This window comes from Streptomyces sp. S186 (genome assembly GCF_051603415.1).
GTDB lineage: Bacteria > Actinomycetota > Actinomycetes > Streptomycetales > Streptomycetaceae > Streptomyces.
Window position 1 is genome coordinate 582,729 of sequence record NZ_CP193932.1, and the last position, 20,454, is coordinate 603,182.

The 20,454-nt window shown below is 75.2% G+C and carries 17 protein-coding genes and 1 pseudogene; 9 read left to right on the top strand and 9 right to left on the bottom strand.

The window, feature by feature from the left end; genetic code table 11:
* Positions 1-9: 9 nt before the first annotated feature.
* Complete coding sequence (locus ACRAS8_RS02570; protein ID WP_438484097.1) at positions 10-1,182, bottom strand: alpha-hydroxy-acid oxidizing protein; 1,173 nt, start codon at positions 1,180-1,182, stop codon at positions 10-12.
* A gap of 265 nt (positions 1,183-1,447) precedes the next feature.
* On the opposite strand from ACRAS8_RS02570, the gene ACRAS8_RS02575 reads away from it, so the two are divergent.
* From ACRAS8_RS02575 to ACRAS8_RS02590, 4 genes are all read left to right on the top strand, one after another.
* Positions 1,448-2,734 (top strand): VWA domain-containing protein, encoded by a 1,287-nt coding sequence (locus ACRAS8_RS02575; protein ID WP_438484098.1) that lies wholly within the window; start codon positions 1,448-1,450, stop codon positions 2,732-2,734.
* Positions 2,734-3,615 (top strand): hypothetical protein, encoded by an 882-nt coding sequence (locus ACRAS8_RS02580; protein ID WP_438484099.1) that lies wholly within the window; start codon positions 2,734-2,736, stop codon positions 3,613-3,615. The genes ACRAS8_RS02575 and ACRAS8_RS02580 overlap by 1 nt, the downstream gene beginning before the upstream one ends.
* A gap of 199 nt (positions 3,616-3,814) precedes the next feature.
* Entirely contained in the window at positions 3,815-4,255 is a 441-nt protein-coding gene (locus ACRAS8_RS02585; RefSeq protein ID WP_438484100.1) for a hypothetical protein, read from the top strand.
* A gap of 58 nt (positions 4,256-4,313) precedes the next feature.
* Positions 4,314-5,438 (top strand): PP2C family protein-serine/threonine phosphatase, encoded by a 1,125-nt coding sequence (locus tag ACRAS8_RS02590; protein WP_438484101.1) that lies wholly within the window; start codon positions 4,314-4,316, stop codon positions 5,436-5,438.
* A gap of 29 nt (positions 5,439-5,467) precedes the next feature.
* Here the strand turns inward: ACRAS8_RS02590 and ACRAS8_RS02595 are convergent, their stop codons facing one another.
* Positions 5,468-6,637, bottom strand: a complete 1,170-nt coding sequence (locus tag ACRAS8_RS02595; protein WP_438484102.1) for a PP2C family protein-serine/threonine phosphatase — start codon at positions 6,635-6,637, stop codon at positions 5,468-5,470.
* A gap of 164 nt (positions 6,638-6,801) precedes the next feature.
* Positions 6,802-8,358: a hypothetical protein gene (locus tag ACRAS8_RS02600; RefSeq protein ID WP_438484103.1), complete on the bottom strand. Its 1,557-nt coding sequence runs from the start codon at positions 8,356-8,358 to the stop codon at positions 6,802-6,804.
* A gap of 219 nt (positions 8,359-8,577) precedes the next feature.
* Between ACRAS8_RS02600 and ACRAS8_RS02605 the strand changes: the two are divergent.
* Positions 8,578-8,817, top strand: a pseudogene (locus ACRAS8_RS02605) (ArsR family transcriptional regulator); the annotation flags it as partial.
* Positions 8,813-11,581, top strand: a complete 2,769-nt coding sequence (gene mgtA, locus ACRAS8_RS02610) for a magnesium-translocating P-type ATPase (RefSeq protein WP_438484104.1) — start codon at positions 8,813-8,815, stop codon at positions 11,579-11,581. The pseudogene ACRAS8_RS02605 and the gene mgtA, both read left to right, overlap by 5 nt.
* 13 nt (positions 11,582-11,594) lie before the next feature.
* Here the strand turns inward: mgtA and ACRAS8_RS02615 are convergent, their stop codons facing one another.
* A complete protein-coding gene (locus tag ACRAS8_RS02615) occupies positions 11,595-12,992 on the bottom strand; it encodes a hypothetical protein (protein WP_438484105.1) in 1,398 nt (465 codons plus the stop codon).
* Between the two features lie 90 nt (positions 12,993-13,082).
* Positions 13,083-14,579 carry an LCP family protein gene (locus tag ACRAS8_RS02620; protein ID WP_438484106.1) on the bottom strand — a complete coding sequence of 499 codons (1,497 nt, stop codon included), beginning with the start codon at positions 14,577-14,579 and terminating at the stop codon, positions 13,083-13,085.
* Positions 14,580-14,737: 158 nt separating this feature from the next.
* On the opposite strand from ACRAS8_RS02620, the gene tatA reads away from it, so the two are divergent.
* Positions 14,738-15,052, top strand: coding sequence for a Sec-independent protein translocase subunit TatA (gene tatA, locus ACRAS8_RS02625; RefSeq protein WP_438484107.1), 315 nt, complete (start codon positions 14,738-14,740; stop codon positions 15,050-15,052).
* A gap of 215 nt (positions 15,053-15,267) precedes the next feature.
* Positions 15,268-16,092, top strand: coding sequence for a hypothetical protein (locus ACRAS8_RS02630; protein WP_438484108.1), 825 nt, complete (start codon positions 15,268-15,270; stop codon positions 16,090-16,092).
* Between the two features lie 48 nt (positions 16,093-16,140).
* Here the strand turns inward: ACRAS8_RS02630 and ACRAS8_RS02635 are convergent, their stop codons facing one another.
* Positions 16,141-16,722, bottom strand: a complete 582-nt coding sequence (locus ACRAS8_RS02635; RefSeq protein WP_438484109.1) for a TerD family protein — start codon at positions 16,720-16,722, stop codon at positions 16,141-16,143.
* Positions 16,723-16,869: 147 nt separating this feature from the next.
* Positions 16,870-17,136, bottom strand: coding sequence for a GlsB/YeaQ/YmgE family stress response membrane protein (locus ACRAS8_RS02640; protein WP_221910452.1), 267 nt, complete (start codon positions 17,134-17,136; stop codon positions 16,870-16,872).
* Between the two features lie 207 nt (positions 17,137-17,343).
* Between ACRAS8_RS02640 and ACRAS8_RS02645 the strand changes: the two genes are divergently transcribed.
* Entirely contained in the window at positions 17,344-18,390 is a 1,047-nt protein-coding gene (locus ACRAS8_RS02645) for a zinc-binding alcohol dehydrogenase family protein (protein WP_438484110.1), read from the top strand.
* Here the strand turns inward: ACRAS8_RS02645 and ACRAS8_RS02650 are convergent.
* Both ACRAS8_RS02650 and ACRAS8_RS02655 read right to left on the bottom strand, forming a co-directional pair.
* A complete protein-coding gene (locus ACRAS8_RS02650; RefSeq protein WP_438484111.1) occupies positions 18,377-18,751 on the bottom strand; it encodes an MmcQ/YjbR family DNA-binding protein in 375 nt (124 codons plus the stop codon). The genes ACRAS8_RS02645 and ACRAS8_RS02650 overlap by 14 nt on opposite strands.
* An 86-nt stretch (positions 18,752-18,837) precedes the next feature.
* Positions 18,838-20,298 (bottom strand): SDR family NAD(P)-dependent oxidoreductase, encoded by a 1,461-nt coding sequence (locus tag ACRAS8_RS02655; RefSeq protein WP_438484112.1) that lies wholly within the window; start codon positions 20,296-20,298, stop codon positions 18,838-18,840.
* Between the last annotated feature and the right edge of the window lie 156 nt (positions 20,299-20,454).

A 20,454-nucleotide genomic window follows, 5' to 3' on the forward strand; every position in this document is an offset into this window, starting at 1 on the left:
GACGGTCCGTCAGAGGCGCACCAGGGCGTCCGGGACGAGGGAGTCCAGGGTCGGGTAGCCGTCGACGGCCATCAGCAGGTCGGCCTCGGCGAGCAGCGAGCGCAGTACGTGCGCCACGCCGTCGGTGCCGCCGAGCGCCAGCCCGTAGGCGTAGGGGCGGCCGACGCCGACCGCGGTGGCGCCGAGGGCGAGCGCCTTGACCACGTCGGTGCCGGTGCGCACCCCGGAGTCGAAGAGCACCGGCAGGCCGTCGGCGGCGGACACCACGCCGGGCAGCATGTCGAGCGCGGGCAGGCCGCCGTTGGCCTGCCGGCCGCCGTGGTTGGAGCAGTAGACGCCGTCCACGCCGCCGTCCCGGGCCCGGCGGACGTCCTCGGGGTGACCAAGGCCCTTGAGGAGCAGCGGCAGCTCGGTCAGCGACCGCAGCCAGGGCAGGTCGTCCCAGGTCAGCGGGTTGCCGAAGACGTCGGCGTAGAGGGCGACGGCGGCGTCCGGGTCCTCCTCAGGCGGCTTGCGGAGCCGGGAGCGGAAGACCGGGTCGGAGGTGTAGTTGGCCAGGCAGTGGCCGTGCAGCTGGGGGGAGTTGGCCAGGGCGAGGTCGCGGGGGCGCCAGCCGAGGGTCCAGGTGTCCAGGGTGACGACGATGCCCTGGAAGCCGGCCGCCTCGGCGCGGCGGACCAGGCTCTCGGCGAGTTCCCGGTCGGTCGGGGTGTAGAGCTGGAAGAAGCCGGGAGTATCGCCCAATTCGGCGGCGACGGCCTCCATCGGGTCGGCGGAGAAGGTCGAGGCGATCATCGGGACGCCGGTACGGGCCGCGGCCCGCGCGGCGGCCAGATCGCCGTGCCCGTCCCGGGTGCACAGGCCGAGCACCCCGACCGGCGCCATCATCAGCGGCGACGGCAGCGTCCGGCCGAACAGCTGGACCGACAGGTCCCGTTGGGCGGCGCCGACCATCATCCGCGGCATCAGCCCCCAGCGCGTGAAGGCGGCGGCGTTGGCCCGCTGGGTGTGCTCGTCCCCCGCGCCGCCGGCCACGTACGACCAGACCGACGCCGGGAGGACCGCCTCGGCCCGGGCCTCCAGGTCGGCGAAGGTCACCGGCAGCTCGGGCAGTTCACCGCGCAGGCCGTCGGCGTAGATCTGTTGCTGGAAGTCGCCGAAGTGCTGGGGCGTGGACGGCATCGGCTGTGTCTCCGTTCTGTCGCTGGTACCGCGAGTGCGCACGGTTCGGCTCCTCGGGCCCGCGGAGTTACCCACGGGTTTCCCGACGATTCCTATCGCGTTCCGGCGCCGGGCGACATGGGTGGACGCGCCAAGCTGCGGCCGTCCGGGGCAGCCGGGCCCGGAGGCGGGGGTTCCGGGCCCGGCCGCTCCCGCTACGCGGTGTCTGCGACCGTCCGTCAGGGTCGTTTTGGAGTCGGGACGATTTACTCCATACGATCCGGCGATGATCACCACGACGATCACCAGACGGATCACCAGAAGAAGGCTGGCGGCCGGGGTGTGCGGGCTGCTCGCCGCGATGGCGATGGCGCTGTCACCCACGCCGGCGTCGGCCGGCGAACCCACCGCACCGGCCGCCCCCAAAGTGGAGCTGACCCTCGACGTCAGCGGTTCGATGCGGGCCCGGGACATCGACGGGCAGAGCCGGATGGCCGCGGCGAAGCAGGCGTTCAACGAGGTGCTGGACGCCGTGCCGAAGGACGTCCAGCTCGGCATACGGACGCTCGGCGCCACCTACCCCGGCGACGACCGCAAGGTGGGCTGCACGGACACCAAGCTGCTCTACCCGGTCGGGCCGCTCGACCGGACCGAGGCCAAGACCGCGGTGGCCACGCTCGTGCCCACCGGCTGGACGCCGATCGGCCCGGCACTGCAGGCCGCCGCCCAGGACCTCAAGGGCGGCGACGGACAGCGCCGGATCGTCCTGATCACCGACGGCGAGGACACCTGCCAGCCGCTGGACCCCTGCCAGGTGGCCCGGGACATCGCCGCCCAGGGCATCCACCTCACCGTGGACACCCTCGGCCTGCTGCCGGACGCCAAGACCCGCCGCCAGCTCAGCTGCATCGCCGAGGCCACCGGCGGGACGTACACCTCGGTCCAGCACACCACCCAACTCCGGGACCGGGTACACCAGTTGGTGGATCGTACGGCCCGCAGGACGGCCACTCCGGTGGCCACGCAGGGCGCCGCGCAGTGCGCCACCGCGCCGGTGCTCAAGCCCGGGCTGTACAGCGACCGGGAGAAGTTCGCCGAGCACCGGTGGTACCGGGTGGACGTCAAGCCGGGCCAGGAGCTGCGCGCCGCGGTGAGCGTCGGCGCGGACCGCGCGGTCGACAACGACTACGGGGTGCTGCTGCGGGCCTCGACCATGCACGGCCGGGAGATCGTCCGCGGCGCGGAGGCCGGTGACGGACGGACCGACGTCATCTCCACCGGGCTGCGCTACGCCAAGGCCAGGGCCGGCTCCTCCGACGGGACGCCCGAGACGGTCTGCCTCCAGGTCAGCAACTCCTTCTCGGCGGCCCCCTCGGTCAAGACCGAGCCGGGCCTGCCGGTGGAACTGGCCGTCGACGTCGTCGACGGGCCGCACGACGCCTCCGACGTGGCCTCCTTCGGCCTCGGCCGGGGCTGGTGGCTGCTGGGCGCCCTGGCGCTCGCCGGCCTGCTGGGCGGCCTGGTGTGGGGCTGGATCTCCCGTTGGCGCATCACCGTCTGGAGGACCAACTGATGCGGAACGTACGCGACATGACGGCCCGTGCGGCGCGGGCGGCGGGGCTGCTGGCGAGCGCCGCGGCCCTGGCGTTCGCCGGCGGCGTGGCGGGGGCCGGCGCGGCTGTCGCCGACAGCCCGAGCCCCAGCGCCAGTGCCAGTGCCGGTGACGGGGATGCCGCCAAGGGCCCGACGGAGGCCGGTACGTCCTTCCGTACCGCCACCCCGATCGCCCTGGACCAGCGGGCCACCGCCGGCGCCTCCACCGGCGACTACCTGTACTGGGTGCTGCCGGCCGACGCCGGGCAGCAGGTCACCGTCAACGCCAAGGTGACGCTGCCGCAGTCCGCGCGGCACGGCACCGCCACCTGGCAGCTGGACGTCTACGACGGGCTGCGGCGCCGGCAGGCGTGCCGCTACGGCGCGACGACGAAGACGGCCGCGCGGGACGCCGGGTCGGTCGAACTGTCCTGTGCGCTGCGGACCGTGCGCGGCTGGGCGGAGCAGTGGTCGAACGACCCGCTGCCGGGCAACTACTACGTCCGGCTGACCGTCGTCGACCTGCCGCAGGAGGACCTGGGCCAGCCGGTCACGGCGGAGGTCCGGGCGTCCGCGACCGACGCGGGCGGCGCCCGGGCGGTGGACGGCAGGCTGTCGGCTCCGCTGGTGGCCGGCGCCGGTACGGGTGCGGGTACGGCCTCGCCCGCGCCGCGGCCGAGCAGTTCGGCGGAGCAGCCGGCCGCGGACGGCGCACCGGACGGCGGCTGGTCCTCGGGCCGGTGGTCGGACCGCTGGGTGTGGACCGCGGTCGGCGGTGTACTGGCGGCGCTGGCGGGCATCGGCGGCTACCGCATGACGCGCGGATCGGGCCGGCCGGCTCATCTGCCGCCGCGCGCCTGAACGGACCGGCGGCCGGGCCGGGCGGTCGCGGTGGGGCTCCCCCGCCCCGCCGGGACCGCCCGGCCGCCGGAACCCCACCCTCCGGAACCCGTCGGGCCCAACCGGCAACCTCACGGCGGGAATCGCCCTCACTGAGGACGACAGGCAAACCGTCCGCGCGCCCGACCGGGCGCGCACCACACACGGGGAGACAACCTCAGTGAAGCCCAACCGTCCCGTCCGCCGGGTCGCCGGCACCGCCGCCACGGCCCTGCTGCTCGCCACCGGCGCCGTCGGGGCCCTGGCGTCCCCGGCCTTCGCCAAGGCCAACTCGGTGGCCGTCGGCAAGGTCGCACTCGGCGCCGGACACCCCGCGGTCGTCACCACCGAGATCACCTACTCCTGCGACCCGGGGTCGGACGTGCACCTGGCCGCGACCGCCACCAGCCTGGTCGCCAAGGGCCACCACAGGGCCGTGGCCACCGGGACGCTCGCGAACAAGAAGCTGCGGTGCGACGCCCGGAACCACATCGTGCGGCTGGTCCTGCACCCCAAGCCCGGCTCGGTGTTCCACAAGAAGCAGCGCGTCGTGATCGAGGCGGCCGTGGTCACCCCGCGTGGCGCCCACTACGCGGACGCGACGAAGGCCGTCACGCTCTGATCCCGCACCTGCGGCGGCCCTGCGGGCGCACGGGCCGCCGCAGGTGTAAAGAGGAGGTATGCGCGTCCGGCGCGGTCCCTCCCGCAGCGGCCGGCCCTGGCGGCTGAGCCACGGGCTGATCGCCCTTCCGCTGCTGCTGATCGCTGCGATCACCGCGCTGGACATCAGCTCGCCCACCACCATCCACCTGGGCCCGTTCCTGGTGGCCGCCCCGGCGCTCACCGCCTCGTTCGCCGGGGCCCGCCGCACCGCCGCCGTCGGCGCCCTGGCGGTGGCCGCCCAGGTCCTCATCGGCCATCTGCACGGCGGGCTGACGACCGCGAACCACGAGGCGCAGATCGCCGCGCTCCTCGTGATCTCCGTCCTGGTCACGCTCTTCCGCTACGCCCGCGACCGACACCAGCGGCAGCTGAGCCAGGTGCGGTCGGTGGCGGTGGCGGCCCAGCAGGTGCTGCTGCGGCCGCTGCCGCGCCGCATCGGGCGGCTGCGGATCGAGTCGGCGTACATCTCGGCGGAGGCGGAGGCCGAGATCGGCGGCGACCTCTACGGGGCGGTGCCGCTGCCCGGCGGGGCCCGGCTGGTGATCGGGGACGTCCGCGGCAAGGGCCTGGCCGCGATCGGGGAGGCCGCGGCGCTGGTCGGGGCGTTCCGGGGCTCGGCCTACCAGCACCTCCCGCTGCCGGCGGCCGTCGCGCACCTGGGCAACTCGGTGTACTGGAACCAGGCGCACGCCCCCGAGGAGGACCCGGAGTCCTTCATCACCGCCCTGGTCATGGACGTCCACGACACCGGCCCGGGCATCGAGATGGTCAACTGCGGGCACCCGCCGCCGCTGCTGCTGCGCGCGGGACGGGTCCGGTCGCTGGAGGTCGCCGAGCCGGCCGTGCCGCTGGGGTTGACCGCTCCGGCGGAGGGCGACTACAAGGCGGAGACCTTCGCCTTCGCACCGGGCGAGGTGCTGCTGCTCTACACCGACGGCGTGATCGAGACCCGGAACCGCTCGGGGACGTTCTATCCGCTGACCGACCGGCTGACGCACTGGAACGAGCCGGACCCGGCCGCGCTGGTCCGGCGGCTGCACGACGATCTGCTGCGGTTCGCGGACGGCAACCTGAGCGACGACGTCGCGATGGTCGCGATCACCAGGCCGCCGGAGCCCGGCCCGGACGCCCCGGAGCCGTAGCGCTCCCTGTGGCGGGGGCGCTGTCCGGCTCAGCGGCGGCGGATGCGCGCCGCCAGCACCGCCACATCGTCCTCGGCGGACCGGCCGTCCAGGTGCCGCAGCACCTCGTCGAGGACCTCGGCCACACCGGCGCCGGCCGGCAGCCGCATCCGGGCGAGCCGGGCCAGGGAGGCGTCGATGTCCTCACCGCGCCGCTCGACCAGGCCGTCGGTGAACATCAGCAGGGTGTCGTCGGGGGTGAGGGTGCGGGTGACCGGTTCGTAGCCGCCGGCGCCGGTGCCCAGCGGGGGTCCGGCGGTCACCGGCAGCAGCCGGGCGGTGCCGTCGGCGCCGAAGACGACCGGCGGGAGGTGGCCGGCGCTGGCGAACGAGGCGATCCCGCGGGCCGGGTCGACCTGGGCCAGCAGGCAGGTCGCCGGGCGGCGGCGGTCGTCGTGGGCCACCACGGTGTCGAGCTGGCGCAGCACCCGGTGGGGCGGCAGCTCCGCGGCGGCGACCTCGCGCAGACCGGAGCGGTAGGCGTTCATCTCCACGGCCGCCTCCAGGCCGTGACCCATCACATCGCCCATGACCAGCAGCGTCCGCCCGAAGTGCAGCCGTACCGTCTCGCACCAGTCGCCGCCCACCAGGGCACCGCGCTCGGCCGGCAGATAGCGGGTGGCGAGCTCCAGGTTGGGGTGCGGCCGGCCGGGCTCGGTCAGGAGGGCGCGCTGGAGGTCCAGGGCGGTGCGCCGGGCCGCGGCGTGCCGGCGGGCGTGGGAGAGGTGGACGGCCGCCAGCCGCGCCGCGTGGTGGAGGGTGGCGGTCTCGTGCGCGGAGAAGCCGCCGCCGGCGCGGGCGGCGCGCAGCACGCCGTGCAGCCGGCCGTGCGCCAGCAGTGGGATCGACACCGGGGCCGGGGCGGTGGCGCCGCGCGGTTCCAGGAGGCGGGTGCGGCCCTCGGCGACGACCCGCCGGAGCGCGCCCGGGTACGCCTCCGGGCCGTCGGGGGTCGCGCCGGTCTCGTCCGGCGCCGCGTCGACGGCCTCGTGCGGCAGCAGTTCCACCGCGGCCGCGTCGCACAGCGCACCGCAGACGAAGCGGGCGAGTTCGGCGCAGGTGGTGTGGGCGTCCAGGGTGGTGCCGATCCGCTCGGCGGCGTCCTCGGCGGCGCGCAGCCGCCGCGCACGCTCGGCGTGGCCGGTGCTGATCGCGCTCATGGGCCCACTTCCGGTACTGCTGTTGACGGGGAGCTGACGCGGCGGCCGGTGGGGGCTCCCCCGCCTGTCGATCAAACACGGTGCGGAAGCCCGCGGTCCTTACCGGTGGGCGGAGAGCGGATGAATTCTGGGTGGACGGGGGTTCGCCGGCGTACGCGGCGGCGTCACCGGACGGCGGGTGCCGGGGCGGCGGTCCGCGGCGCGGGCGAGAGATAGGCGCGGTAGCCGCGGAAGGTGCCGGTGCCGGCCAGAGCCACCGGCCGCCAGCCGCGGGCGAGGGCCGGCGGGGCGGCGGACGGCGGGACAAGGACCGCCGTTGGGTGCCGGCCGGCCTCGGCGCGCAGCTGCGCCGGAGTGGCGGCGGCGTCGGGGCCGGCGGTCTGCCGGGAGGAGCAGCCGGCGTAGTAGGCGAGTTGGACGGCGTGGTCGCCGGTGAGCACGCAGGGCGGCCGCACGCCGAGCGCGTGCAGGGCGCCGGCTGCGGCCGTGAAGTCCCGGCGCATATGGCGGTTGCGGGCGGTGTCCCCGGTCAGCACCGCGCACTGGACGGCCAGGTGGGCGGCGAGCGCTGCGGCGAGCAGGGCGGTGGTGCGCCGGCGCGGCCGTCCCCGGGGAGCGGCCGGCCGGCACAGGCCGTCGGCCACGGGGAGGGCCAGCAACGCGTAGGCGGGGAGCAGGAATCGGGGCGCGGCGTAGTCGATGAGGAAGAGGTACGGCGCCGCGGTCGCCACCGCGACGGCGGCCGGCAGCAGCGCGGTGGCCGGGCGCCCGGCGCGGACCGCGGCCCGGATGCCGACGGCGGTCAGCAGCGGCAGCGCGAGGAACCACACGGCGGTGAAGGGGTGGGTCCAGGGCACGTCGCAGGGCCGGCACAGCCCGCGCCCGTCCAGGCTGCGGATCTGGTCGTCGAGGGCCAGGTGCCAGCCGATGCCGCCCTGGATCTCGGCGGCCCGGTACAGCCGCGTGGGCAGGCCCCCGTAGCGGGTGTACGCCTCGACGATCCAGTCCGCGGCACCCAGCAGGAACCCGCCGGCCATCAGCGGGACCAGGGCGGGGCGCCGCCACCGGGGCACCACCAGGGCCGCCGCGGCCGGCACCAGCACCAGCCACCCGGCGTCCGGCGGGCGCATCAGTGCCACCACCGCGACGGCCGCCGGCAGTCCGGCGAGCGCCCGGCGGTCCGCGCGGTCCCGGACGGCGCGCAGGAAGCAGCCGGTGGCGGCGAGCACCCCGTAGGCGGCCCAGAGGTTGGGCATGGCCTGGGAGCCGTAGTAGAGGCTGATCCACAAGGTGGCGAAGAGGGCGCCGGCGAGGGCCAGCACCCGGGTGGGGAGCAGGGGGCGCCAGACCCGCAGCGCGGCCCAGAGGCCGGCGCCGGAGAGGACCGCGAGGGCGATCCGCAGGGCGGTGGTGGAGGAGGTCAGCGCGGTGACCGGAGCGATGAGGTAGGTGATGCCGCGGGCCCGGGGCGCGCTGAAGAAGGCGGCCGGCACGTCGCGGGCGACCTGGCTGACGTAGACGGTCTCGTCCCACCCGAGGCCGGTGCCGGGGACGACCAGGAGCAGTTGGAGGAGGGTGAACGCCGCGCCGGTGGCGGCCGGCCAGGGCAGCGGGCGCGCGGCCGGGCGCGGCCCGGCGGGCGGGTGGAGGCGGGCGGGGGCGGTTGCCGGGGCCGTCCGCACCGCCCGGCTGTCCGGCAGCAGGGACCGGCTCTCTTCCATGAGCAGACCTCGCGGGATGGGGTGGGCGCCCGTGGGGATCGGGGCCGCGGTCGGACCCCGGCGCCCATCATGCCGGGCCGCGGGCCGGCCAGGCACTCCGCGCTCGCCTGTTCGGCACGCGGTGTCGGCCTGCCGGCGGATCGGGTCAGGGGCCGTCGGACACGCCCTAGACTGGGCGTTCCGGGGGCGACTGGCTTTCCCGGGGGACGGAGTGCGGCAGTGGTGAGGGGCATCGAGGGGGAGGCCACGGTGGCCGACCCGTCCGCCGAGGTGCTGGCCGATGCGGCCGCGCTGTTCGGGCTGCTGGCCTCTCCCCCACGGCTGCACATCGTCTGGGCGCTGGCCCAGGGCGAGAGCGACGTCAGCGGACTGGCCGAACGCGTCGGCGGCGCCCTGCCCGCCATCAGCCAGCACCTGTCCAAACTCAAAGGGGGCGTGGCGCCGGCCCGCCTGCGTGGGCTCGGTGCCTGAGATCACCGCGGCGCCGCGGCCCGGACGGGTGCCCCCGGACACCGGAGCGGTGCGCGCGGACGCGGCGGGGCCGGCGGACGGGCCCGGGGCGGTGGAGCCGGCGGCGCTGACGGCCCTGACGGCGATGCAGCTGATGCGGCGGCTGGACAGCGGGCCGCGCGGGCTGACGGAGGCGCAGGCCGAGGAGCGGCTGGCCCGCTTCGGCGAGAACACCGTGCCGTCGTGGCGTCCGGTGTCCTGGCCGCGGCGTTTTCTGGGCGCGCTGCGCGATCCGTTCACGACGGTGCTGCTGTGCCTGGGACTGGTGTCGGCGGCGGTCGCGTCGTGGGGCACGGCCTTGGTGATCATGACGTTGGTGCTGGTCAGTTGTGCGCTGCGGTCCGGCGGTGAGCACCAGGCCGGGCGGGCGATGGCGGCGCTGCGGGAGCTGGTGGCCACCACCGCGACGGTGCAGCGCCGAGCCGGTGCGGACGCGCGGCCGGGGCTGCGGGAGCTGCCGGTCGATCAGCTGGTGGTCGGCGACGTGGTGCGGCTGGGCCCCGGGGATCTCGTCCCGGCCGATGTCCGGCTGTTGCGCGCCACCGGGCTGACGGTGCATCAGGCGGCGTTGACCGGGGAGTCGGCGCCGGTGCCCAAGCAGGCGCTGGACGCCCCGCCCGGCGCGGCCCCGGACGCGTCCGAGCCGCCGCACCTGTGCTTCCAGGGCAGCAGCGTGGCGACCGGGAGCGGCACCGGCCTGGTGGTGGCGACCGGCGCGGACACCCGCTTCGCCGCCGCGTACCGCGGGCGGGCCCGGCGGCGCGGCGAGACCGCCTTCGACCGGTCGGTGAACGGCATCGCCTGGACCCTGATCCGCTTCATGCTGCTGACGCCGCCGCTGGTGCTGATGGCCAATGCCGCGCTGCGCGGGCGGGGGCTGGAGACGCTGCCGTTCGCGGTGGCCGTGGCGGTGGGGCTGACGCCGGAAATGCTGCCGGTGATCGTGACGACCTCGCTGGCCCGGGGCGCCGGGCTGCTGGCCCGGACCAGCGGGGTGATCGTCAAGCGGCTGCCCGCGCTGCACGACCTCGGCGCGATCGACGTGCTGTGCCTCGACAAGACCGGCACCCTCACCCAGGACCGGCCGGTCGTGGTGCGGTCCGCGGGACCGGACGGCGCGCCCGACCCGGAGGTGCTGCACTGGGCGGCGGTGAACGCCTTCTGGACGATCGAGCTGGCCGAGCTGCCGGTGCCGGACGCGCTGGACGAGGCGGTGCTGGCGGCCGCGAACGAGCAGGACACCGACCCGCTGGAGTACGAGGGGATCGCGGCGCTGCCGTTCGACCCGGTGGTGCGGATGTCCACGGCGGTGGTCCGCCGCCCGGGGCGGCACGGCACCCACACCCTCGTCGTCAAGGGCGCGGTGGAGGACGTGCTGGCCCGGTGCGGGCGGCTGCGGTCCGGCGGGCACGAGACCGCGCTGGACGAGGCGGCCCGGGAGCGGCTGCTGCGGTACGCCGCCCAGGAGGCGGACGGCGGTGTGCGGCTGCTGGCGGTGGCCCGCGCCGACCGCCGGCCCCGGCTCGGCGACCACACCGACGCGGACGTGCGGGGCCTGACCTTCCTCGGCTTCGTGGCGCTCGGCGACGCGCTGGCGCCGTCGGCGGCGGACGCCCTGCGGGCGCTGGCCGAGCGCGAGGTGGCGGTGAAGGTGCTCACCGGCGACCACCCGGGCACCACGGCGCGGGCCTGCCGGGACCTGGGGCTGGCGCCGGGCGAGGTGCTCACCGCCGGCCGGCTCGCCGGGCTGGACGGGCCGGCGCTGGCCGAGGCGGTCGCCGGGGCGACGGTCGTGGCGCGCTGCACCGCGCAGGACAAGGCCCGGATCGTCACGGCCCTGCGGGCGGCCGGGCACACCACCGGGTTCCTGGGCGACGGGGTCAACGACCTGCCGGCGCTGCACGCGGCGGACGTCGGGATCTGCCCGCGCGGCGCGGTGCCGGTGGCCCGGGAGGGCGCCGACGTGGTGCTGGCCGACAAGGACCTGACCGCCATCGAGCGGGCGATCACCACCGGCCGGAACGCCAGCGGCAGCATCGCCGCCTACCTGCGGATCACGCTGTCGTCCAACCTCGGCAATGTGATCGCGATGCTGGCGGCCGGGCTGCTGCTGCCCTTCCTGCCGATGCTTCCGGCGCAGGTCCTGGTGCAGAACCTCTGCTTCGACGCGGCGCAGCTCTCGCTCGCCCACGACCGGCCGGCCCGGGGCGCCGCGCGCCGGCCGGCGGTGCTGCGGCCGCGGGTCTTCCTGCGCTTCATCACCGCCTTCGGCCTGATCAACGCCGCGGCGGACCTGGCGACCTTCGGGGTGCTGGCGTTCGTCGCCCATACCACGCCGGGGACGGACAGCCCGACGATGTTCCACGCCGGGTGGTTCACCGAGAACCTGCTCACCCAGGGGCTCGTGATGCTCCTGCTGCGCACGGGGCGGCGGACCGCGGAGGAGCGCGGTCTGGGGCCGGTCCCGCTGGCGGTGACCGGGCTGGCGGTGGTCGGTCTGCTGCTGCCGGTGTCGCCGGTGGCGCCGCTGCTGGCCATGTCGGCCCCGCCGCCGCTGTACTACCTGCTGTTGTCAGTGGTCCTGACGCTCTACGGCGCGGCGCTGGCGTGCGCGCGGGCGCGGTACGCGCGCCGGGAGAGCGGCGAGGGCGTGCCCGGCGGAGCGCCGGAACGCTCCGCGGAACACGCCCTCGTGGGTGGTCAGGACCGCTGACCGGGCGGGCGGCTCACCAGTCGCCGCCGTCGAACCCTCCGCCGTCGAAGCCGCCGCCGTCGCCGAAACCGCCCCCGAAGTCCGCGGGGCTGAAGTCGGCGCCGGACTCCGTGCCGCCCTCGGGGCCGTTGAAGAACGACGGGGAGTCGGCGTACGCGGACGGGGCACTGAGCACCGAGCCGAGCAGGGTTCCGGCGACCATGGCGGTGAGCACGCTGCCGCCGCCGAAGTAGCCGCCGGCCCACGGGGAGTAGGCCGGTCCGGCGTCCCAGTAGGGCTGCGGGCCGCCGGCGGTCGGGACGGTGCGGGTCATCGGCTCCAGGCCGTCGGCCACGCGGGTGGCGTCGGCGGCGCACGCCGGGACCGGGCGCGGGGCGCCGCCGGGCGGGGCCCACTGCACGTCGGTGGTGGAGGGGCCGTGCCGCGGGTCGAAGAAGCAGGGCAGCCGGCGCTCGGGGAGCGGGGCGCCGGTGCGGCGGGCGGCCAGGGTGGCGAGCGCGAACCGGCCGTCCTCCAGGGCCTCGGTCACCGGGCGGACGTCCTCGGGGCGGCGAGCCTCGGCCATCCGCGTCTTGGCGAGCTCGTAGGCGTCCAGGGCGCTGGTGTAGTCGGTGCGCATGGCGTCGGTGGCGCCGGGCTCGGACGGGCGGAAGTCGAGCCGGTCGAGTTCCTCGCCGAAGGCGGTGATGTCCTCGTCGACGACCGCCCGCAGCGCGTCCAGCTGTGCGCGCTCGCGCTCCTCCCGCTGCTTCCTGGCCCGGCGGAAGAGGGCGTAGCCGCCCACACCGCCGGCCACCACCACGGCGCCGCCGATCAGCAGCCCGGTGGCGGAGCCGCCGCCGTCGCCACCGCCGTCGGCCCAGGAGGAGGGAGCCTCGCCGCGGGCCTGCGCGGCGGCCTGCTGGGCGAAGTCGGTGACCATGCCCTTGGCGTCGCCACGGTGGGAATCCCTGGCGGCGTCCTTGAGGTTCTTGACCGCGTTGGGGGAGAGGACCTGCCGGTCGGCGCCGGCGTTGAAGCCGTTGGCGCCGAGGTGGACGACGTAGACGCCGGTGACGCCGACCTTGGTGCGCAGCGCGCGCATCAGGGTGGCCTGGGGGAATTCGGGGGCGTCCGGCAGGACGGCGACGAAGACCGGCTTGCCGGCGTCGCGTATCTTCCGCGCCAGGGCGTCGCGGTCGGCGTCCGGGAGCTGGTCGCGGGCCCGCGGGTCGACGTACACCGGGCTCTTCTTGAGGGACTCGGCGACGGTGTCCAGGCCGCTGCCGGCGGCGTGTGCGGGCTGCGGCAGGACGGCCGCCCCGGCGAGCAGCACCAGGGCCGCCAGCAGGAAGCCGGTCAGCAGGCGGGGCAGAGCGCCGGGGAGAACTCTCGGCAGTGCGCCGGGCGAGGGCCGGCGAAGGGCTGACATGGGACTGGTCTCCTCAACTTCGTCGAGATGTGGGTGACATGGGCGATAGGTAACGTTTTGATGCCGGTGACCGCCGCGAAAGGCGCTGGGTCAACCGTACGAGAGATCGGAGCAGGGGTCGTCGGCGGCGGAGCGTGCGGCGCCGGCCGGGCGGTCCGCCGGGGCGCCGGCGCCGAGCGCGGGCCCGTCGGCGTAGTCCCGGCCGATGATGAGCGTGACGCCGGGGGTGGCGGCCTGCTGGAGGACCGCGCCGGGGAAGTAGCGGGCGACGGTCCGAGCCGGGCCCTGCTGCCCGGCGCCGTAGGCGATGACGGTGGCGGTGTGCTGCTGGGCGGCGGCGGTGTCGGTGCGGGTGATGTTGAAGCCGACCGCCCGCAGTTCGGCGGCGGCGTGGGCGGCGAGCCCGGGGACGGTGGTGCCGTTGTAGACCGCGATGCCGACGGCGGCCGTGGACGGCGGGGCCTGCGGCGCCGGGGCGGGGAGTCCGGCCTTGCCGTCGTCCGCCGTGCCGGGTCGGGCGGCGCCGCCGTCCACGGGGCGGTCGGCGCGCAGTTCGGTCCACAGCCGGTCGGCGTCCGGGTGGACGACCGCGACCCGGGCGCCCTGGTAGCGCCAGGGCAGGGTCAGGAACTTGGTGTTGTGCAGATCGACGTCCTTCATCGACAGCGCGAAGGCGAGGAGGCGGTCGGCCGAGCCCAGTCCGGGGTCGACGGTCATCGCGGCGGTGGCCGCCCGGGCCAGCGGGAAGAGCGCGGAGGGGTTCATGCCCCGGGCCCTGACCTTCTTGATCAGCGCGGCGGTGAACGCCTGCTGGCGCTTGATCCGGCCGATGTCCGAGCCGTCCCCGAGGCCGTGCCGCAGGCGGACGTAGTCCAGCGCCCGCTGCCCGGAGACGGTCTGCGGGCCCCGGGGGAAGACCAGCCGGCCGCGGGCTGTCCGGTGCGGGTCGAGGTCGCCTTCGTAGATGTCCTGGGGCAGGCAGACGGGCACTCCGCCGACCGCGGTGGTGAGCGTGGCGAAGCCGGCGAAGTCGACGACGACGGTGTGGTCCACCCGCAGTCCGGTCAGCCGCTCCACGGTGTTCTGGGTGCAGGCGGGGTTGCCGTTGGCGGTGCGGCCCACGGTGAAGGCGGAGTTGAACATGGCGGCGGGCTGCCGCGGGGTCCACCGGCCGTCGGGCAGCCGGCAGGGCGGGATCTCCACAAGGGCGTCGCGGGGGAAGGAGACCGCGAGGGCGTGCCGGCCGTCGCCGTAGACGTGCAGCAGGAACGCGGTGTCGGAGCGGCCCACATCGCCCTCGCCGCCGCCGAGCCGGCGGTTGCCGCCGGCGCGCGAGTCGGAGCCGATGACCAGGACGTTGGTGCCGCCGCCGGCGGCGGGCCGGTCGCGGCTGAGGCCGTCCTCGCCGAAGGTGGTGATGTCGCCGTTGAGCCGGAGGTAGAGCCAGCCGGCGCCGGCGACCAGCAGCACCAGGGCCGAGACGAGTGCCGCGGCCGTCGCCCGGACCCTTCCGGCCCGGCGCACCCCTTCCCCGGCGGGTCCGTCCCCGCCGTCGTGTGCGGCGCCTGCGGTGTCGCTGCGTGTCACGTGTGCACCCTCGTCCGTGCGCTCCCCTGACGGCGGAGGGATCTCCCGCAGACAGGGTTATACAGTTGCGCAATGTAGCAAGTGATATTCACGGCCCGGTCTCCGCGACCGCGGCCGTGAATTCCGACCGTGGTGACAACGAGAGAAGGGTGGCAGCGATGCTGCGCAACGGACTGGAACCCTGGCATCTGCTGATCGTGGCACTCGTGGTGATTCTCCTGTTCGGCTCCAAGAAGCTGCCGGACACCGCCCGCGCGCTGGGCAAGTCGCTGCGCATCCTCAAGAGCGAGGCGAAGGCGATGAAGGGCGACGGGACGCCGCCCACCACCACCTACACCGCGGGGCAGCAGGAGCACGCGGAGACACCGGCAGAGGCGCCGCGCACGATCCACGCGGCACCCGGCGGCGCCACCCCCGGACATCCGTCCGCAGTCCGTACGGACCAGGAGACCGGACCGGGCGCCGCACACTGAGCCGCGCACGTCCGGGCGGCGCGCCCGGCGCCCGGGCCGCACCGCGCCCCCACCAACCATGAACAACACTTTAGGGATTGCGCAATAAGGGAACCATCAAGAAGTGCACCACGTTGCCCGGAGGGTGGCCCGATCCGGCCACCGCCCGCCGGCGTGGCCGCGCACCGGGCCGGACCGTTCGGCAACCTTGACTCTCGACCCATCGGGGAAAACACGTGCACCAGAACGACCGCTTACAGGCACCGGACACCGCCGCATTCGAGCGCACCGTGGACCAGGCCCTGAGCTCCCCGGAGATCAGGGCGGCGCTGGCGCGGACGGCCGGGCGGTTCACCGCCGAGCAGTTGCGCGGCGCGGCGCTCCGGGCACGCGACACCCTCGCCGCCACGGCGGCCGCCGAACACCGCGAACTGGCCCGGCTGCGCGCCGCCGCGGCCGACGGCACGCTGCCGGTGCCCCCGCGCGCCAGGACGGCGTCCCGGAGCGGCGGGGTGCTGCCCGCGCTGGGCGTGCTGGTGCCGGGCCTGGCCGCCATCGCGGCGACCGTCTTCCTCGTCATCGGCTTCGGACTGCGGGCGGTGGCCGGGCCGTCCCGGCTGGCCGACGAGCTGGTCACGGCGGGCTGGACGTCCGCCGCGGTCGCCTGCGTGGCCGGACTGGCCGGACTGGGCTGGCTGTTGGTGACGGCCGCACGCAACCGCGCGGCCGGCGCCGACTCCCCCGCCGAGGCCGTTCCGGAGGTCGCGCGCGCCCACGAAGCCTGGCAACTGGCCCTGCTGGAGCGGGGGATCATGCCGTTCCTGCTGGGCCGGCTCGACGCCGCGGCGGACGCGGAGGACACCGTGAACGCCGTGGACACCGGGCGGCCCGTACTTCCACGGCCGGCCGGGACCGGCGCGGCGGGCGGCACGGGCCAGGCCCGTCCGGCCCCCGACGAAGACCCCGGCTTCGGCTCTCCGGACTTCAGCGGCCCGGACTTCAGCAGCCCCGACTTCGGCCGGCCGGGCTTCTCGGGGCCGACGGCACCCGGTGCGCCCTGACCCGCGCCGCCGGAGGACGACTCCCCCGGCGGCGCGGGCGGCGCCCGCTCACAGATGCGCGGCGATGGCGGGCATCAGGTCCTCGAACGTGCGGCCCTGGGCGGGCGTGCCGAGGGCCGCCATCTCCCAACCGCCGCCCGACCGGAAGACCTTGGCCATGATCTGGGCGGTGTGCGAACTGCCGCCGGAGAGGGTGTAGCGGGCCAGTTCCTGACCGTTCGTCTCGTCCAGCAGGCGGCAGAAGGCGTTCTCCACCTCCTGGAAGGTCTGCCCGGTGAAGGAGTTGACGGTGAAGAAGATCTGGTCGACGTGGACCGGCACCCGCGACAGGTCGACCAGGATCGACTCGTCGTCACCGCCCTGGCCCGCGCCGCCGACGAGGTTGTCGCCGGTGTGCCGCACCGAGCCGTCGTCGCTGACCAGGTGGTTGAAGAAGACGACGTCGACGGGCTGCTGGCCGGCGAAGAGCACCGCCGAGGCGTCGAGGTCGATCTCCCGGGCGGTGAGCCGGGCGAGAAAGCCCTTGCGGCGCGCGGCCTGCCAGCCCAGGCCCATCCGGACCACGCTCAGAGCGCCGCCGTCGGCCTTGCTCAGGCTGACCTTCTGGCCCTTGCTCAAATTCACACTCATCTGATTCCCCATATGTCGGTCTCCACTGGAAACGGATGCGCCGGCACGGCAGTTCCGGCTTCGGCCGGCGAATCCACGGGCCATCTCACGGACGGAGCCGACATACCGGGACGAACGGTGCCGCCGGCCGCCGGGCCGGGCGTCCGCTCAGTCCCGGGAGTTGCCGAACAGCAGCCGGTAGACGATGAGCAGGACCAGGGCGCCGGCGACGGCCGCGACCCAGGTGGCGAGGTCGAAGAAGTTGTGCGCGATCGGCCGGTGCAGGAACTTCGCCGACAGCCAGCCGCCGATGAACGAACCGGCGATGCCGATGAGCGTGGTGCCCACCAGTCCGCCCGGATCGCGCCCGGGAAGCAGGAACTTGGCTATCGCCCCGGCCAGGAGCCCGAGCACGATCCAGCTGATGATGCCCACGGGACATCCTTTCCTCGGTCGTTGGGTACGGCTGTCGTCCACGGCGGCCGCCGTGCGGGGACCTCGTCCTCCAAGGACGCGCCGGTGACGACCACCGTTGCGTACGGACCGAAAATCTACATCACTGTAGAAGTTGATGGTCCGGGACCGGCCGGGCCGGCCGGGGCAGCGTTTGCCCCGGTGGCGGACGGGCGGGACGCTGGGGACATGGCGCGCGCCGGGCTGCCGGAGACGCTCTCCGGGTGGGCCGTCGAGCGGCCGGGGCCGGTCGCCTCGGAGCCGCTCGCGGCGGTGCGCCGGCCCGTTCCGGAGCCGGGCCCCGGAGACCTGCTGGTGAGGGTGGAGGCTTGCGGTGTCTGTCGTACGGATCTGCATCTCGCTGAGGGTGATCTTCCACCGCACCGGCCGGCGACCGTACCGGGACACGAGATCGTGGGCCGGGTGGCTGCCGCGGGCGCGGCGGTGACGGAATTCCGGGCCGGCGACCGGGTCGGCGGGGCCTGGCTGCGGGCCACCTGCGGGCAGTGCCGGTACTGCCGGGCCGGGGCCGAGAACCTCTGCCCCGCCTCGCGGTACACCGGATGGGACGCGGACGGCGGGTTCGCCGACCTCACGCTGCTGCCGGCGGACTACGCCTATCCCCTGCCCGAAGAGGCGGACCCGGCGACGCTGGCCCCCCTGCTCTGCGCCGGGATCATCGGCTACCGGGCGCTGCGCCGGTGCGCGCTGCCACCGGGCGGGCGGCTCGGCCTCTACGGCTTCGGGGGTTCGGCACACCTGGCGGCGCAGGTCGCGGTGGCCGAAGGGGCCCGGGTGCATGTACTGACCCGGTCCGCGCGCGCCCGTGAACTGGCGCGCGAGCTGGGCGCGTTGTCCGCCGGCGGCGCCTACGACCGCCCGCCCGAACCGCTCGACTCCGCGATCCTCTTCGCGCCGGTGGGCGAGCTGGTACCGGTGGCGCTGGCGGCACTGGACCGGTCGGGGACGCTCGCCGTCGCCGGCATCCACCTCACCGACATCCCCCCGCTCACCTACGAGGAGCACCTTTTCTACGAGCGGAACCTGTGCAGCGTGACGGCGAACACCCGGCGCGACGGACGGGAGTTCCTGGCGGCCGCGGCACGGATCGGCATCCGCGTCACGACCACGCCGTATCCGCTGGGCCAGGCGCCCGAGGCGCTCGCCGACCTGGCGGGCGACCGGGTCCGGGGGGCGGCCGTGCTGCTGCCCGACGCGGACTTCAGTCCGTCGTGAGGTAGGCGGCGACGAGGTCGGCGGGGGCCGCCTGCTTCCAGGAGTCGAGCAGGATGTCGCGGAGTTCGCCGAGGTCGTCGAGGGCGGCCAGGCGCACCCGGACCCAGTTCGAAGCGGCCTCGTGGGGCGGCACCCAGAACTTCTCCGGCTCCGCCGCGATCAGCTCGCCGCGCTCGTGCATGGGGCACCGCACGGCGAACGAGGTCTCGTCGTCGGGCACGGTGACGAACATCTTCCCGGCGACCCGGAAGGTGGGCATGCCCCACGCCTGCTTCTCCGCGGTCTGCGGGAGGGCCAGCGCGATACGGCGGACGTCATCGGAGTCCGGCGCCGGGCCGGAGCCGGAAGGGGTCGTGGTCACGTCACCAGGGTACGGCGCGGACGATCATCTCCCGACCGCCGCCGGGACGCCGGAGCCGGCGGGCTCCGGCGCGCCGCCGCCGCGGCTCACCACGGGGACGGGGCGTAGTCCTTGAGGAAGCAGCCGTGCAGGTCCTCGCCCTGTTCGCCGCGGACGATCGGGTCGTAGACCCGGGCCGCGCCGTCCACCAGGTCGAGCGGGGCGTGGAAGCCCTCGTCGGCCAGCCGCATCTTCTCCGGGTGCGGGCGCTCGTCGGTGATCCAGCCGGTGTCGACCGCGGTCATCAGGATGCCGTCGGTCTCCAGCATCTCCCGGGCGCTGGTGCGGGTGAGCATGTTGAGCGCGGCCTTTGCCATGTTGGTGTGCGGGTGGCCGGGGCCCTTGTAGCCGCGGCTGAACTGGCCCTCCATGGCGGAGACGTTGACCACGTACTTGCGCCGGGCCGGGGAACCGGCCAGCGCCGGGCGCAACTTGCTCACCAGCAGGAACGGCGCGGTCATGTTGCAGAGCTGGACCTCCAGCAGCTCGACCGGGTCGACCTCGTCCACCTTGTGGATCCAGCTGTTGGTCGCGTGCAGATCGGGCACCAGCCCGCCGGCGTCGATCGCGGTGCCCGCCTCGATCCGGGCGGGCGAGGCGGAGCCGCTGGTCAGGGCCAGGGCGGTGAGGTTCTCGGCGGTCAGCCCGGCCGGCCCGCCGGGCGCCGCGGCGGGCAGCGCGGGTGTGCCGCTGCCGAAGTGGCCGAGGACGACGGACGCGGGCAGCTCACCGGCCGGCAGCGGCGCGGACTCGGCCTCCACCAGCTTCGTGTACGCCTCGGGCGAGCGGCGGACGGTCTGCGCGGCGTTGTTGATCAGGATGTCCAGCGGGCCCTCGGCGCTGACCGTCTCGGCCAGTGAGAGGACCTGCGAGGGGTCGCGGAGGTCGATCCCGACGATCTTCAGCCGGTGCAGCCACTCCGCGCTGTCCGGCATCGCCGTGAAGCGCCGGATCGCGTCGTTGGGGAAGCGGGTCGTGATGGTGGTGTGCGCGCCGTCCCGCAGCAGCCGGAGCGCGATGTACATGCCGATCTTGGCGCGGCCGCCGGTGAGCAGCGCCCGCCGCCCCGTGAGGTCGGTGCGGGCCTCCCGGCGCGCCCGGTTCTCCGCGGCGCAGGAGGGGCACAGCTGGTGGTAGAAGGCGTCGACCTCGACGTAGCGGTCCTTGCAGACGTAGCAGCAGCGGGGCCGCTCCAGGACGCCGGCGATCTCGGTGGTCACCGACGTGGTCAGGGCGCGGCCCATGGTCTCGTCGTCGATCCGGTCTGCGGCACCGGTGGCGGTGGCCTCGGTGACGGCCTTGTCGTGGGCGGTCTTGGCGGCCCGGCGCTCCTGCCGGCGGCGGCGCTTGACCTGGCGGAAGATGCCGGCGGTGGCCCGCCGTATGGTGATCGCGTCGGGGTGGTCCACCGGCAGCTCGTCCAGCTCTTCGAGGACGCTCAGGCAGATCGCCATCCGCTCGGAGTCGATTCCCGCGCCCTCGGCCCGGCCTTCTTCGGTCACCGTCATCGCCGCTGCCGCTTTCCTGGATCGTTCGGTCTCTCCAGGCCGGGCGTTCCGCTGTCGGGACCCTCGGGACTGCCTGTTCGAGCTTCGGCGGAACTGTACGTAGCGGCGGGCCGCTGCGCCAAACCGGCGGCGGCGACGGGGACGGCCGGGGCGGCG